The sequence below is a fragment of the Gammaproteobacteria bacterium genome, from assembly GCA_036383255.1.
GTDB lineage: Bacteria > Pseudomonadota > Gammaproteobacteria > Natronospirales > REEB76 > DASUBN01.
On the sequence record DASVOS010000017.1, the window covers coordinates 57,935 to 71,919 of the forward strand.

8 protein-coding genes are annotated in these 13,985 nt (G+C 68.3%); 3 read left to right on the forward strand and 5 right to left on the reverse strand.

Annotation, left to right across the window (positions count from 1 at the left end; translation table 11 throughout):
- Window positions 1-2: 2 nt before the first annotated feature.
- Window positions 3-653: a putative 2OG-Fe(II) oxygenase gene (locus VF651_10805; protein ID HEX7966191.1), complete on the reverse strand. Its 651-nt coding sequence runs from the start codon at window positions 651-653 to the stop codon at window positions 3-5.
- Window positions 650-2,971 (reverse strand): phosphoenolpyruvate synthase, encoded by a 2,322-nt coding sequence (gene ppsA / locus VF651_10810; protein ID HEX7966192.1) that lies wholly within the window; start codon window positions 2,969-2,971, stop codon window positions 650-652. Before ppsA ends, VF651_10805 begins: the two co-directional genes overlap by 4 nt.
- 138 nt (window positions 2,972-3,109) lie before the next feature.
- Here ppsA and VF651_10815 point away from each other — a divergent pair, with 138 nt between their 5' ends.
- Window positions 3,110-3,931: a pyruvate, water dikinase regulatory protein gene (locus VF651_10815; GenBank protein HEX7966193.1), complete on the forward strand. Its 822-nt coding sequence runs from the start codon at window positions 3,110-3,112 to the stop codon at window positions 3,929-3,931.
- Between the two features lie 84 nt (window positions 3,932-4,015).
- On the opposite strand, the gene VF651_10820 is transcribed toward VF651_10815, so the two are convergent.
- Complete coding sequence (locus VF651_10820) at window positions 4,016-5,653, reverse strand: alpha-D-glucose phosphate-specific phosphoglucomutase (protein ID HEX7966194.1); 1,638 nt, start codon at window positions 5,651-5,653, stop codon at window positions 4,016-4,018.
- Window positions 5,654-5,716: 63 nt separating this feature from the next.
- Here VF651_10820 and VF651_10825 point away from each other — a divergent pair, with 63 nt between their 5' ends.
- Both VF651_10825 and VF651_10830 read left to right on the forward strand, forming a co-directional pair.
- Entirely contained in the window at window positions 5,717-6,193 is a 477-nt protein-coding gene (locus tag VF651_10825; protein HEX7966195.1) for a DUF1249 domain-containing protein, read from the forward strand.
- A gap of 95 nt (window positions 6,194-6,288) precedes the next feature.
- On the forward strand, window positions 6,289-7,401 hold the full coding sequence (locus tag VF651_10830) for a hypothetical protein (GenBank protein ID HEX7966196.1): 1,113 nt from the start codon (window positions 6,289-6,291) through the stop codon (window positions 7,399-7,401).
- A 207-nt stretch (window positions 7,402-7,608) separates the two neighbouring features.
- Here the strand turns inward: VF651_10830 and VF651_10835 are convergent, their stop codons facing one another.
- Window positions 7,609-10,677: an efflux RND transporter permease subunit gene (locus VF651_10835; protein ID HEX7966197.1), complete on the reverse strand. Its 3,069-nt coding sequence runs from the start codon at window positions 10,675-10,677 to the stop codon at window positions 7,609-7,611.
- Entirely contained in the window at window positions 10,674-13,982 is a 3,309-nt protein-coding gene (locus tag VF651_10840; GenBank protein ID HEX7966198.1) for an efflux RND transporter permease subunit, read from the reverse strand. The genes VF651_10835 and VF651_10840 overlap by 4 nt, the downstream gene beginning before the upstream one ends.
- Between the last annotated feature and the right edge of the window lie 3 nt (window positions 13,983-13,985).

A 13,985-nucleotide genomic window follows, 5' to 3' on the forward strand; every position in this document is an offset into this window, starting at 1 on the left:
CGCTAGAACACGAATTGGGTGTTCTGGACGATCACGTCGAAGGCGACGATGCAGCGCTCGCCCTCGCCGCGGAACGGGTAGACGTAGTGGATGTAGTAGGGCGGGAATAGGACGAGGTCGCCGGCCTTGGGCATGATGCGCCGGGTCAGGCTCACGCCGTGGTGGTGCGCCACCGGGTGCGGGTTCAGGAACTCGATGCAGCCCTCGGGCTCGGGCTTCTCCGGCACCGCCGCGTAGTACACGCCGCTGATGAGGTTGCCGGTGCTGGGGTGCATGTGGGGCGCCTGCCAGTCGCCCTCGCAGAGGATGTTCGCCCAGGACACGAGGCGGGTGGGGATGGACTTGCCTTGCGCGCCGTAGACGCGCTCGAGGTAGGCCTTGACCCCCGGCAGCACCACTTGGTCGCGCAGCGCCTGCACCTCCGGCTCCGGACGGTTCAGGAACATCATCTTCTTGGAGGTCTGGTAGCCGCCGTAGGTGGTGATGGTCCCGGACAGCGCCTCGTTCTCGGCGCGGTCCTTGAGGTACTGCCCGCGCAATCCGTGCAGCAGCGCGGCCACCCCCGCGTTCATCTTCTCCACTCCCGTGTGGCGGCTCAGGAGCACCGTGAGCGGGAAATGTTCCTCGAACTGGTTCTGGGCGCCGATGCTCATCCCTTCTTGCCCGCTAGGAACAGCCAGGTCTCCACCACCGTATCCGGGTTCAGGGACACGCTCTCGATGCCCTGTTCCAGCAGCCACTTGGCGAGGTCCGGATGGTCCGAGGGGCCCTGGCCGCAGATGCCGATGTACTTGCCGTGCTTGCGGCAGGCCTGGATGGCCATGGAGAGGAGCTTCTTGACCGCGTCATTGCGTTCATCGAACAGATGGGCGATCACCCCCGAGTCCCGGTCCAGGCCCAGCGTGAGCTGGGTCAGGTCGTTGGAACCGATGGAGAAGCCGTCGAAGTGCTCCAGGAACTCATCGGCGAGCAGCGCGTTGGAGGGCAGCTCGCACATCATGATGACCTTGAGCCCGTGCTCGCCGCGCCTCAGGCCGTTGGCGGCAAGGATCTCCACCACCTTGCGCGCCTCGTCCACGGTGCGCACGAAGGGGATCATCACCTGCACGTTGGCGAGGCCCATCTCCTCGCGCACCTTCTTGAGGGCGCGGCATTCCAGCTCGAAGCAGTCCCGGAAGGAGGGGTCGATGTAGCGGGAGGCGCCGCGGAACCCCAGCATGGGGTTCTCCTCGTGGGGCTCGTACTGGCGGCCGCCCACCAGGTTCGCGTACTCGTTGGACTTGAAGTCCGAGGTGCGCACGATCACCGGCTCCGGCGCGAAGGCCGCGGCGATGGTGGCGATGCCTTCCGCCAGGCGCTCCACGTAGAAGCTCACCGGGTCCTTGTAGCCGGCCATGCGCGAGGTGATCTCGCGCTTCACGTCCGCCGGCTGCTTGTCGAAGTTGATGAGCGCCTTGGGGTGCACGCCGATCATGCGGTTGATGATGAACTCCAGGCGCGCCAGGCCCACGCCCTTGTGGGGCAGGCCGGCGAAGTCGAAGGCGCGCTCCGGCGTGCCCACGTTCATCATGATCTTGAGCGGCGCCTCCGGCATCTTGGCCAGGCTGATCTCGCGGCGCTCGAACTGCAGCTTGCCCTCGTAGATGAAGCCCGTGTCGCCCTCGGCGCAGGACACGGTGACGGCCTGGCCGTCCTTGATCTTCTTCGTGGCGTCGCCGCAGCCCACCACCGCGGGGATGCCGAGCTCGCGGGCGATGATGGCGGCATGGCAGGTGCGGCCGCCGCGGTTCGTGACGATGGCGGAGGCGCGCTTCATCACCGGCTCCCAGTCGGGATCGGTCATGTCCGTCACCAGCACGTCGCCGGGCTGGATGCGGCTCATCTCGTGCAGGTCCGCGACCACCTTGGCGGTGCCGGCGCCGATCTTCTGGCCGATGCTGCGGCCCTCCGCCAGCACCGGACCCTTCGCCTTCAGCTCGTAGCGCTCGATGTTCTGGTTGCGGCGGCTCTTCACCGTCTCAGGGCGCGCCTGCAGGATGTAGATCTTCCCGTCGTGCCCGTCCTTGGCCCACTCGATGTCCATGGGGCGCTTGTAGTGCTGCTCGATCACCAGCGCCTGCTTGGCGAGTTCCAGCACGTCCGCGTCGCTGATGCAGAACCGCGCGCGCGCCTCGGCGTGCACGTCGATGGTCTTCACGGCCTTCCCGCCGCCCTCGCCGTAGACCATCATGATGGCCTTGCTGCCGAGGTTGCGGCGCACGATCGGCGACTTGCCCTTGGCCAGCGCCGGCTTGTACACGTAGAACTCGTCCGGGTTCACCGCGCCCTGCACCACGGTCTCGCCGAGGCCGTAGGAGGCGGTGATGAACACCGCGTCGGCGAATCCGGACTCGGTGTCGAGGGTGAACATCACGCCGCTGGCGCCGAGGTCGCTGCGCGCCATGCGCTGGATGCCGGCGGAGAGCGCCACCTCGGCGTGCTCGAAGCCGTGGTGCACGCGGTAGGAGATCGCGCGGTCGTTGAACAGCGAGGCGAACACCAGCTTGACGGACTTGATCACCTCGTCCGCGCCGCGCACGTTGAGGAAGGTCTCCTGCTGGCCCGCGAAGGAGGCGTCCGGCAGGTCCTCGGCGGTGGCGGAGGAGCGCACCGCCACCGACACGTCCTTGCCGCCGGCGAGCGCCGCGTAGCCCTCGCGGATGGACTTCTCGAGGGTGGGCGGGAAGGGCGTCTCGCTCAGCCACTGGCGGATGCGCGCGCCGGTCTCGGCCAGGGCCACCACGTCGTCCACGTCCAGCTTGGCGAGCTCGCGGTTCACCCGCTCGGCCAGGCCCTCGTGGGCCAGGAACTCCCGGTAGGCGTCCGCGGTGGTGGCGAAACCGCCGGGCACCGAGACCCCGAGCTTGGAGAGATGGCTGATCATCTCCCCCAGGGAGGCGTTCTTGCCGCCCACCTTGTCCACGTCGCCCATGCCGAGTTTTTCGAAGCTGATGACGTAGCGCGGGTCCACGGTCTTCCCCAGGGTGAGATTCCATTATTATACCGGCAGCGGCGCCGGCCCCAAGTTGGCCCCGGGCCGGGCGGACCATCAGAAGGGAGATTCAAGTCCATGCAGAACCGGCGCACCGTGTTCTTCGTCTCGGACCGCACCGGCATCACCGCCGAGGCCCTGGGCCGCAGCCTCATGAGCCAGTTCGAGGGCGCCGGGGTCACCCAGGTCACCCTGCCGTTCATAGACAGCGCCGAGAAGGCCGCCGCCGCCGTGGCGCGCATCAACGCCACCGCCCGGGAGGATGGGGCGCGGCCGGTGGTGTTCAGCACCCTGGTGCAGGACGACCTGCGGGCCCAGTTCCACGCCAGCGAAGCCCTGTGCCTGGACTTCTTCGACGCCTTCATCGGCCCGCTGGAGCGGGAGTTCGGCGTGAAGTCGTCCCACGCTGCCGGCAAGGCCCACGCCAATGCCGACGACGCCGCCTACCTCACCCGCATCGAGGCGGTGAACTTCGCCCTCGCCAACGACGACGGCGTCACCACCCGCCATTATCCGGAGGCGGACGTGGTGCTGGTGGGCGTGTCCCGCTCAGGCAAGACGCCCACCTGCCTCTACCTCGCGCTGCAGTACGGCATCTCGGCGGCGAACTATCCGCTCACGGAGGAGGACATGGACCGGGGCCGCCTGCCGGAAGCGCTGATGCCGCACCGCACCAAGCTCTACGGCCTCACCATCGAGCCCCAGCGCCTGCAGCAGATCCGCCAGGAGCGCCGGCCCGACAGCCGCTACGCCTCCCAGGACCAAGTGAGCTACGAGGTGCAGAAGGCGGAGAACCTGTTCCGGAGCGCGGGGATACCTTTCATTAATACTACGCATCCCTCAATCGAGGAGATTGCCACGACTATTCTTCACCAGTCAGGGTTGAAGCGTCGCTATTGAGCCACGTACCGCTCACCGAACCGTCCCTGGTGCGATGACGGCCCCGCTCCCGGCGGGGCGTTCGCCGCATGCGGCGAACCGCTACTAGGTCGTCTGGCTGGGCTCCCTGAGTCCCGCGAGCTCTTCCAGCCGCGTGATCTTGCGTGCCGCCGCGGAGAGGGAGGCGAGGGCGGCCTTCGCGGCCGCGCCGTGCTTCGCGGCATCCGGCTCGTGCTTCTCCAGGTACACGCGCAGCGTCGCGCCGCGGGTGCCGGTGCCCGAGAGGCGGAACACCATGCGCGCGCCGTCCTGGGTGTGCACCTGGATGCCCTGGTTGCGGCTCGCGCTGCCGTCCACCGGATCCTTGTAGTTGAAACTGAGAGCCGAGGCGACCCGCAGGCCCTCCACGGAAGCGCCGGTCAGCTTGGGACAAGCCGCTTCCAGTTCCTTCATCACCTGCGCGGCCTTGCCCGCGTCCGGGATGTCGTAGTCCTCGCGGATGAAGAAGTCGCGGCCATGCTCAGCCCAGTGGGCCTTGAGGATCGCCGGCAGGGGCTCGCGCCGCGCCGCCAGCACATCCAGCCAGAACAGCACCGCCCACAGGCCGTCCTTCTCGCGGGCGTGGTTGCTGCTGGTGCCGAAGCTCTCCTCCCCGCACAGCGTGACCTTGCCCGCATCCAATAGGTTGCAGAAGAAGCGCCAGCCCGTCGGCGTCTCGTAGCAGGGGATGCCGAGCTTCGCCGCCACCCGGTCCGCGGCGCGGCTCGTGGGCATGGAGCGGGCGAGCCCCGCGAGCCCGTCGCGGTAGCCCGGCACGAGATGCGCGTTGGCGGCGAGCAGCGCCAGGCTGTCGCCCGGCGACACCACCACGCCGGGACCGAGGATCATGTTGCGGTCCCCGTCGCCGTCGGAGGCGGCGCCGAAGTCCGGCGCTGCGCCGCCTTCGAACATCTGCACGAAGTCGCGCGCATCGTGGGGATTGGGGTCGGGATGGCCGCCGCCGAAGTCCAAGAGCGGCTCGCCATGCAGCACCGTGCCCGCCGGCGCGCCAAGCTGGCGCTCCAGTATCTCCACGGCATAAGGGCCGGTGACCGCGCTCAGCGCGTCGAAGCGCATGCGGAAGCGGCCGTCGTTCAGCAGGTCGCGCATGCGCCCGAAGTCGAAGCAGCGCTGCATCGCCGCGGCGTAGTGGGCGACCGGGTCCACCACCTCCACGCGCATGCCGGCGAACTCCTGCGAGCCGGCGCGCGCGAGGTCCACGCGGCACTCCTCCGGCACGATGAAGTACCGCTCGATGGCACGGGTGCGGGCATAGACCGTCTCGGTCAGCGCCTCGGAGGCCTGGCCGCCGTTGCCCAGGTTGAACTTGATGCCGAAGTCGCCCTGCGGCCCGCCGGGGTTATGGCTCGCCGTCAGGATGAACCCGCCGGCGGCCTGCACCTCAGGGATGAGCAGCGAGGCAGCGGGCGTGGAGAGGAGGCCCAGGCGGCCCACCACGCAGCGCGTCACGCCGTTCGCCGCCGCCATGCGCAGCACCACGTCGATGGCTTCGCGGTTCCAGTAGCGGCCGTCGCCGCCGATCACCAGCGCGCCGCCCTTCAGCGTGGGGACGCAGTCGAACACCGACTGGATGAAGTTCTCGAGATAGCGCGGTTCGCGGAAGCGCGCCACGGGCTTGCGCAGGCCGGCGGTGCCGGGGCGCTGGTCGTCGAAGGGGGAGGTGGGGATCGCGGGAAAGGACATCATGCACCCTGCGCGCCGGTTTGCCAAGCTTAGGGCGCTTGACCCCTATGATATAGTCGAAGCATGTTCGTCGAAACCATCGAACAACATGTGCGCCTGGTGCGGCCCCGCAGCTTCGCGGGGCTCATGACCCTGTACGAGACCAACCACGTGCGCATGAAGCAGCTGCTCGGGAACCTGAGGCGCGTCCCTGAGCACGCCGTGTCCTCGAGCGCCACCGACCTCAGCCTGCACCTCGCCGTGCAGGAGCGCTCGCGTTACACCACCGTCATGCAGCTGACATACTGGTTCGACGGCGCCGACGGCAGCGTGGCGGACCCGGACCTGGCGGTGCGCGTGTACCACGACGCCCGCCTGGCAGAGGCGGTGAGCTGCGCCGGCAACCCGCGCCACGCCGCCCTGCAGGGCTTGTGGCGGCCTGCGCGCTCCGAGCTGGAGCACCGCTGGACCCTGAACATCCTGCTGCACAAGTGGCTGGAGTTCTGCCTCGACAACCGCCACCGCTTCCCCCACACCCTGCACCCCATCATCACCCGCTGAACGGCGCCGTCCCGCCGCGGTAAACCCGCACGGGTATCCGCCGTTATGGCAAGATTATCCTGCCCTGACGCGCCCATCCGGAGCGACCCAAGACCGTGGCCAAGCGAGACAACGAACCGGCGCCGGCCCCCGGCCACGCCGACCATTCCCTGGTGCAGATCTTCCAGGAACGCAACACCCTCAAGCGCAAGCTGGACGAGGCGGAGGCGGAGCGCGCGGTGCTGCGCACCGACGTCGTGGACCTGGGCAAGCGCGCCGAGGAGGCCACCCGCCAGCTCGCCGTCCTCGAGAAGATGCTCATGGACCCGGAGAAGGGTCAGAACGCCATCCTCTACTACCGCATGCGCGCGGTATGGGACCTGTGCCGCAACCAGATCCGCAACCTCGCGGAGGAGCTGTCCGGGCGCCAGGACCAGGTGGAGCGCAAGCGCTACATGGAGGCCTACGAGCAGCAGCGCGCCGCCCAGGTGAAGGACACCCAGCGCCTGATCGAGATCCTGGACCGCGACCGCCAGGCGATCGCCGCCGGCATCGCCCAGATGGAGCAGCAGATCAGCGGGCTCAAGCGCTTCTGGCACAAGAAGAAGCGCGAACGGTTGATGGAGGACGTCGAGACGGCCTACGCCAAGCTCGCGCCCATCGACAAGCGCCGCATGGAGCTCGTCGCCAAGCTGGACAAGATCAAGAAGGCGGCGGTGCCCAACTACCTCGGCATCGGGGTGCCGGCGCGCCGCGCCATCAACGTCGCGCTCATCGCCATGGCCCAGTACCTGTACCTGCACTTCACAGAGCACGAGATCGCCGCCATGGCGCGCAGCGCCGGCACCAAGCCCGTGATGGACGTGCACTTCGGCGGGGCCAACGAATGCCTGAAGATCGGCGCCCAGATCTGGGAAGTGGTGCAGAAGCTCAGGACCGACACCCAGAGGCCCGAGAAGCTCAAGCACCGGGCCGAGTACCTCAGGCAGAAGCTCACCTACGCCTCCGACCAGGACAGCGTGCCGGAGGTGTCCTCCCTGGACTACATGCTGCCGTTCGCGCAGAACGCCGCCACCCTGGACGATTCGCTCACCAAGACCCTCCCGGTGAACGTGCTGCGCCTTAACTACTGGGACCTGGAGACGCTGGTGCTCAAGACCCCCGGCAAGGCCGAGGAGCAGGCGCCCGCGGGGAACGACATCGGCTTCGGCAGCGGCCACGTGGACTGAAGCCCGCCGCCGCACCGATATGAAGAGGCCCGCTCGCGCGGGCCTCGTGCTTTTCAGCGCTTGGGATCCGGCCGGGGCGGCCTTGCCGGTATCGGCACCGGCGCCGGCCTCAGGCCTGCGGCAGCCGCGGGATCACGCTCCGCCATCCGCCTGAACACGCACTGCAGGCACCAGCATTCCTGGCCGTCCGCCGGCGGGTGGCGCGGCTCAGACATCGGAGGCGAGCGGCGCGCTCTTGCGCAGCTTCCATTCCCGGGCGAGCCGCAGCACCTTCGTGGACCACAGGCCCAGGTCGTCCAGCAGCACGTAGATGGTAGGCAGCACCAGCAGGCTGATCACGGTGGAGAACGCGAGGCCGCCGATGATGGCGCGGGCCATGGGGAAGTAGGGCGGGCCGTTGCCGCCGATGGTGGTGTCGCCCACCGCCAGGGGCACGAGTCCCAGGATGGTGGTGGACATGGTCATCAGGATCGGCCGCAGGCGGTGCGTGGCGCCCTGCACCACGGCGGAATAGCGCGACTGGCCGGCGCGCCTGAGCTGGTTGATGTGGTCCACCATCACGATGCCGTTGTTCACCACCACGCCCATCAGGATCAGGATGCCGATCATGGCCATGATGCCGAAGCTGGTGCCGGTGATGAGGAAGAACCAGAACACCCCGAAGATGGAGAACACGATGCCGGAGAGTATCGCGGCCGGGTGCAGCAGCGACTCGAACAGCGCCGCCATCACGATGTAGATCATGAGCGCCGCCAGCATCATGTTGGTGATCATGGTCTGGGTGTCGGCGTCGTCCTGCTGCACGCCCTGGCCGAAGGACCACTGGTAGCCCGGCGGCAGGTTGATGCTGTCCATGATCTTCTTGATGCGCGGCCGCACCTCGTCGAAGCTCACCTTGGGGCCGAGGCCGAGGGTGATGCCGAGGGAGGCGGCGCGGTTCACGTGGGCGATGCTGGTGGGGCCCTCGCTCACGCTGAAGTCCACCACCGAGTCCAGGCGCACCGGCTGTCCCTGCGCGTTGTAGAGCTGCAGGTTGCGCAGCTGCTCCAGGGTCTCGCGGTCGCTCTTCTGGTAGGCCAGGCGGATGTTGACCTCGCCGCTGGAGGCGCGGTACTGCGGCAGCTGCTCGCCGCGCAGCGCCACCATGATGGCGATGGCCACCCGCTGCACGTCCAGGCCCGCGCGCAGGGCCCGCTCGCGGTCCACGTGCACGTGCACCTCCTTGGTGCCGGCCAGGGTGTCGGCGCGCACGTCCACCACGCCGGGCACGCGCGCCAGGATGCGGGTCACCTCGTGGGCGCGCTCCTCCAGCACGGTGGTGGAGTCGCCGGTGAGCTGCATCTGCACCCCGCCGCCGGAGGACTGGTCGTCGAAGCTCGGCTTGCCGATGGGAAGGTTCGGCAGGCCCTGGCGGATCTCGTCCTCGAGCTCCTTCGCGCTCTTGCGGTCCTTGAGGTCGTCGCGCAGCAGGATGGTGGTCTGGGCCTGGCCGCTGTCGTAGTAGCTGTAGATGGAGCGGAACTGGAAGCGCTGCTGGTTCGCGAACAGGTAGGCCTCCACCTGGTTGACGCCGTTCTCCACCGTCTCCAGCGCGTAGTGCCCGCTCAGGTTGTACTGCAGGAACAGGCGCGTCGGGTTGCTGTCGCCCGAGTCCTTCTTCACCAGCGCGATCGGTATCGCGGCGGTGGCCATCACCAGGAAGATCACGCCGATCATGGTCCAGCGGCGCGTCAGTGACCAGCCGAGCAGGGTGGAGTAGCGCGCGCTCAGGCGCTCCACCAGGGTCTTCTTCTTCGCCGGCTTCGGCGCCTTTATGTGCGCCGAGAGCATCGGCATCATGGTCAGGGAGATGAACAGCGAGGCCACCAGCGACACCACGATGGCGATCGCCACGTGCTTCAGGAACGTGGTCACGTCGGTCTGCACGCCGAACACGTTGGGCAGGAACACGATGATGGTGGCGAGCGTGCCGGCGGTCACCGCCAGCGACACCTCGTGGGCGCCGCTCTTGGCCGCCTGCTCCGCCGAGTCGCCGGGGTTCATCTGGCGGTGGCGGAAGATGCTCTCGGTCACCACCACCGCGTTGTCCACCAGCATGCCGATGGCGAGCATCAGGCCCATCATCGAGAGGATGTTGAGCGAGAGCCCCATGAAGTACATGACCGCGAGCGCGATCAGGAGCGAGAACGGCACCGCCAGCGTCACCATGAAGGTGGTCGCGACCTGCCGCAGGAAGTAGTAGAGCACCACCAGGGAGAAGAGGGCGCCCAGCAGGCCCGCGTCCAGCACGCTGGTGAGCGACTGCTTCACGCCGTCCGCCTGGTTGTCCAGGAAGAACATGTTGATGCCCTGCATCTCGGGCAGCTTGCCGATCTCCTCCACCTCGGCGATCACGCGCCGGCCCACGTCCACCATGTTGGAGCCAGTCTCCTTGAACACGTCCAGGCCGATGGCGTACTTGCGGTCCAGGTGGCGGCCGTAGGTGAGCTCGGTGTTGCCGTACTGCACGTCGGCGATGTCACCGAGGCGCAGGTCGCCCTGGCCGATGCGCAGGCCGCGGATGTCGTCCAGCGACTTGTACTCGTCGTTCACCTGCACCAGCAGCCGCTCGCCGCCGTCGGAGATGGTGCCGCCGCTCAGGCTGAAGTTGCCGCGCTGCAGGGTGGCGTTCAACCGGTTCAGGTCCACGTGGTGGGCGGCGATGGCGTCCGCGTGCAGCTCGATGCGCACCTCCTGCGGCTCCAGGCCGTAGAGGTTCACGTGCGAGACGCCCGACACCCGCTGCACGCGGTCCTTGAGCACCCGGTTCAGGAGCTCGTAGGAGTGGGTGAGGTCGCGGTTGCTGGAGAGGCGCAGCTGCAGGATCGGCACGTCGGCGCCGGACTGCTTCAGCACGTTGATGTGGCGCACGTCCGCCGGCAGCTCGCCGCGGATCGCGTCCACCTTGTCCAGCACCTGCACCTCCTTGACCGCCACGTTCTCGCCCCAGTCGAACTGCAGGTCCACCTCGGCCTGGTTCGCGTCGGAGGTGGAGGTCATGCGCTTCACGCCCGAGAGCGTGCCGAGCGACTCCTCGATGGGCTTGGTGATGAGGCGCTCCACCTCCTCGGGGCTGGAGCCCTGGTAGTTCACCTGCACCGCGATGAACGGGAACTCGATGTCCGGGAAGTATTCCAGCGGCAGCAGCCGCGAGGCGATCACGCCGATGGCGGCGAAGCAGGTGAACACCACCATCACGGTGACGGGGCGCTTGAGGGCGAAGTCGGTGATGTTCACGGGCGGCTGCCCTCGTGCGCGGCGTCATCCGCGTGGACGCGGATGGGCTTGCGGTCCAGCAGCGAGTAGGCCACCGGCACCACCACCAGGGTCAGCAGGGTGGAGAACAGGATGCCGCCGATGACCGTGATCGCCATGGGGGCGCGGATCTCGGCGCCCTGTCCCAGGCCCAGCGCCATGGGCAGCAGTCCCAGGGTGGTGGTGAGCATGGTCATGACGATGGGGCGCAGCCGCGAGCGGCCGGCCTCCACCAGCGCCAGGTCGCGCTCCATGCCGCGCGCGCGCAGCTGGTTCACGAGGTCCACGAGCACGATGGCGTTGTTGACCACGATGCCCGCCAGCATGATGAGGCCGATGAACACCACCACGCTGATGGTGGTGTGGGTGATGAACAGCGCCAGCACCGCGCCCACCAGGGCCAGCGGCACGCTGAACATGATCACCAGCGGATGGATCAGCGACTCGAACTGCGCCGCCATCACCAGGTACACCAGGAAGATCGCCAGTACCAGCGCGAACTGCATGGAGCGGAACGAGCTCTGCATCTCCTCGCTCTGGCCGGTGACCCGCACGTACACGCCCGCCGGCAGCGAGATCTTCGCCACCAGGGCCGAGGCTTCCGCCGCCGCGCCGCCGAGGTCGCCCTGGGCGATGTTCGCGGACACCAGCGCCACCCGCTGCTGCGCGGTGCGGCGGATCTCGCCGGGGCCCTCGTCCAGGCTCACCTCGGCCACGGCCGCCAGCGGCACGGCCTGGGCCGCGCCCGGGTTGATGATGAGGCCGCGGATGTCGTCCAGGCTCGCGCGCTGGTCGTCGCGGTTGCGCACCAGCACGTCGATCTTGCGGTCGTGCAGCGTGTAGCGGGTGGCCACGTCGCCGCGCACCTTGGAGACCACCGTGTCCGCCACGTCGCTGGTCAGGAGCCCGAGCTGGGCGCTCTTGGCGGCGTCGATGTGGACCTGGATCTCCGGCTGGCCGGACTGCATGGTGCTCTTCACGTCGGCGAAGCGGGGCGAGGCCGAGAGCGCCTGCGCCACCTCGTTGCTGACGAGCTTCAGCGTGTCCAGGTTGTAGCCCACGATCTCCACCTCCAGCGGCGTCGCCAGGGTGAACAGCGAGGGCTCCTCGAACTTGTAGTTGACGCCGGGCATGCGCGAGAGCGTCTCGCGCAGCGCGTTCATCACGCCGGTCTCGGCGCGCTTGCCGCTGCCGGGCTTCAGCACCACGTTGAGGCTGGCGGTGTTCTCGCCGGCGTCCACCGGGTTCGCATCCAGGCGGTTGCCGGTGCCGGCCACGGAGTAGGTGGTCAGCACCTCCGGCAGCTTGGCGGCGGCCTCCTGCAGGCTCGCGATGGCCTGGTCGCTCCCCGCGAGCGGCGTGCCCGGCGGCAGCGTGAGCTTCACCTGGAACTCGCCCTGGGAGAGCTGCGGGATCAGCTCGACGCCGAGGGTGGGCAGCAAGGCCAGCGCCACCACCAGCGAGCCGGCGGCGACGCCCAGCACCTGCAGCTTGTGGCCGAGCGCCCAGCGGATGAGGCGCGGGTAGCCTTCCTCGAGCCGGCCGTAGCCGCGGGTGAAGGCGTTGAACACCGGGCGCAGCGGGCGCCCCACCGCGAACGCCAGCAGCTTCGACAGGCCGCCGAAGCCCAGCACGACCCACTTGGCGGCGAAGGTGATGCCCCTCGAGAGGCCGCGCGGGATGTGATAGAGGAACCGCGTGACGCGTCCCTGGGGCAAGGCGCGCGGGCGGTCATCGCCCGTGCCTTCGACCTTCAGCTTGCCGGCGCTGGTGACACCCAGGCACGCCAGCATGGGGATGAGCGTGAGCGCGGCGAACAGCGAGAACACCACCGAGTAGGTGACGGTCAGGGACTGGTCGCGGAACAGCTGCCCGGCGATGCCGGTCACGAACACCAGCGGGAAGAACACGCCGATGGTGGTCAGGGTGGCGGCGGTGATGGCGCCGCCCACCTCGCTGGTGCCGTGCTGCACCGCCTCGACCGTGTCCTTGCCCATGGCGCGGTGGCGGGAGATGTTCTCCAGCACCACGATGGAGCTGTCCACCAGCATGCCGATGGCGAGCGAGATGCCGCCCAGCGACATCATGTTGAGGGTGATGTGGCCGGCGTACATGGCGATGAACGTCGCGATCACCGATACCGGGATCGCGATGCTCACGATCACCGTGGACCACACGTTGCGCAGGAAGAAGAAGATCACCAGTGCCGCCAGGAAGCCGCCGATGATGGCGGCGTTGATCACGTCGCTGATGGCATCCGAGATGAACACCGCCTGGTCGTATTCCTTGGTGAGCTTGAGGCCGCCCGGCAGATGCTGGTTCAGCTCCTCGATCTTGGCGTCCACCTGCTTGGCCACCGCCACGGTGTTGGCGTCGCCGGTCTTGTAGAGCGCGAGCTCCACCGACTCGGAGCCGTTGATGCGGGTGATGGCCTGGCGTTCCTTGTAGGAGCGCTCGACCCGGGCCACGTCCCTGAGGTAGATGGGGCGGCCGTCGCGGGTGGCGACGATGGCATTGGCGATGTCGCCCACGCTCTGGAACTCGTTGACGGTGCGCACCAGGAGCTTCTGGTTGCCCTGCTGCAGCAGGCCGCCGGAGAGGTTCACGTTCTCGGCCTTGAGGCGCTCGCCCACCTCGGCGTTGCTGAGGTGCAGCTCCGCGAGCTTGCCCTGGTCGGCCAGCACGTGGATCTCGTCCTCCAGGCCGCCGCTGACCTTCACCGCGCCCACGCCGTCCACCGCCTCCAGGGCCTTGGTCAGGTCCTGGTCCGCGTAGGTGCGCAGGTAGCGCAGCTGCTGCACCGCCGCGTCGGCGCCGACGGCCTGCATGTCCTTGCGCGTGCCGGTGAGGCCGAAGCGCATCACGGGCTCGGTGGAGGGGTCGAAGCGCAGCAGTACCGGGCGCTTGGACTCGGTGGGCAGCTCCAGCGCGTCGATCTTCTCGCGCACGTCCACGCCCGAGTAGTCCATGTCAGTGCCCCAGGTGAACTCCAGGGTCACGTCCGATTCGCCGGGGCGGGAGACCGAGCGCACCTGGCGCACGTTCTTGATGACGCTCACCGCCTCCTCGATGGGCTTGGTGACGAGGTTCTCCACCTCCTCGGGGGCGGCGCCCGGCAGTTCGGTGCGCACCGTGAGGGAAGGGTAGGAGAGTTCCGGCAGCAGGTTGAGCTTGAGGCGCGCGAGCGAGACGAAGCCGAACACGATCACCGCGAGGGTGAGCATGCCGATGGTGACGCGGCGTCCGGTGGCGAGCCTGACGATACCGAGGACTTTGGGGTTCTGCACGGC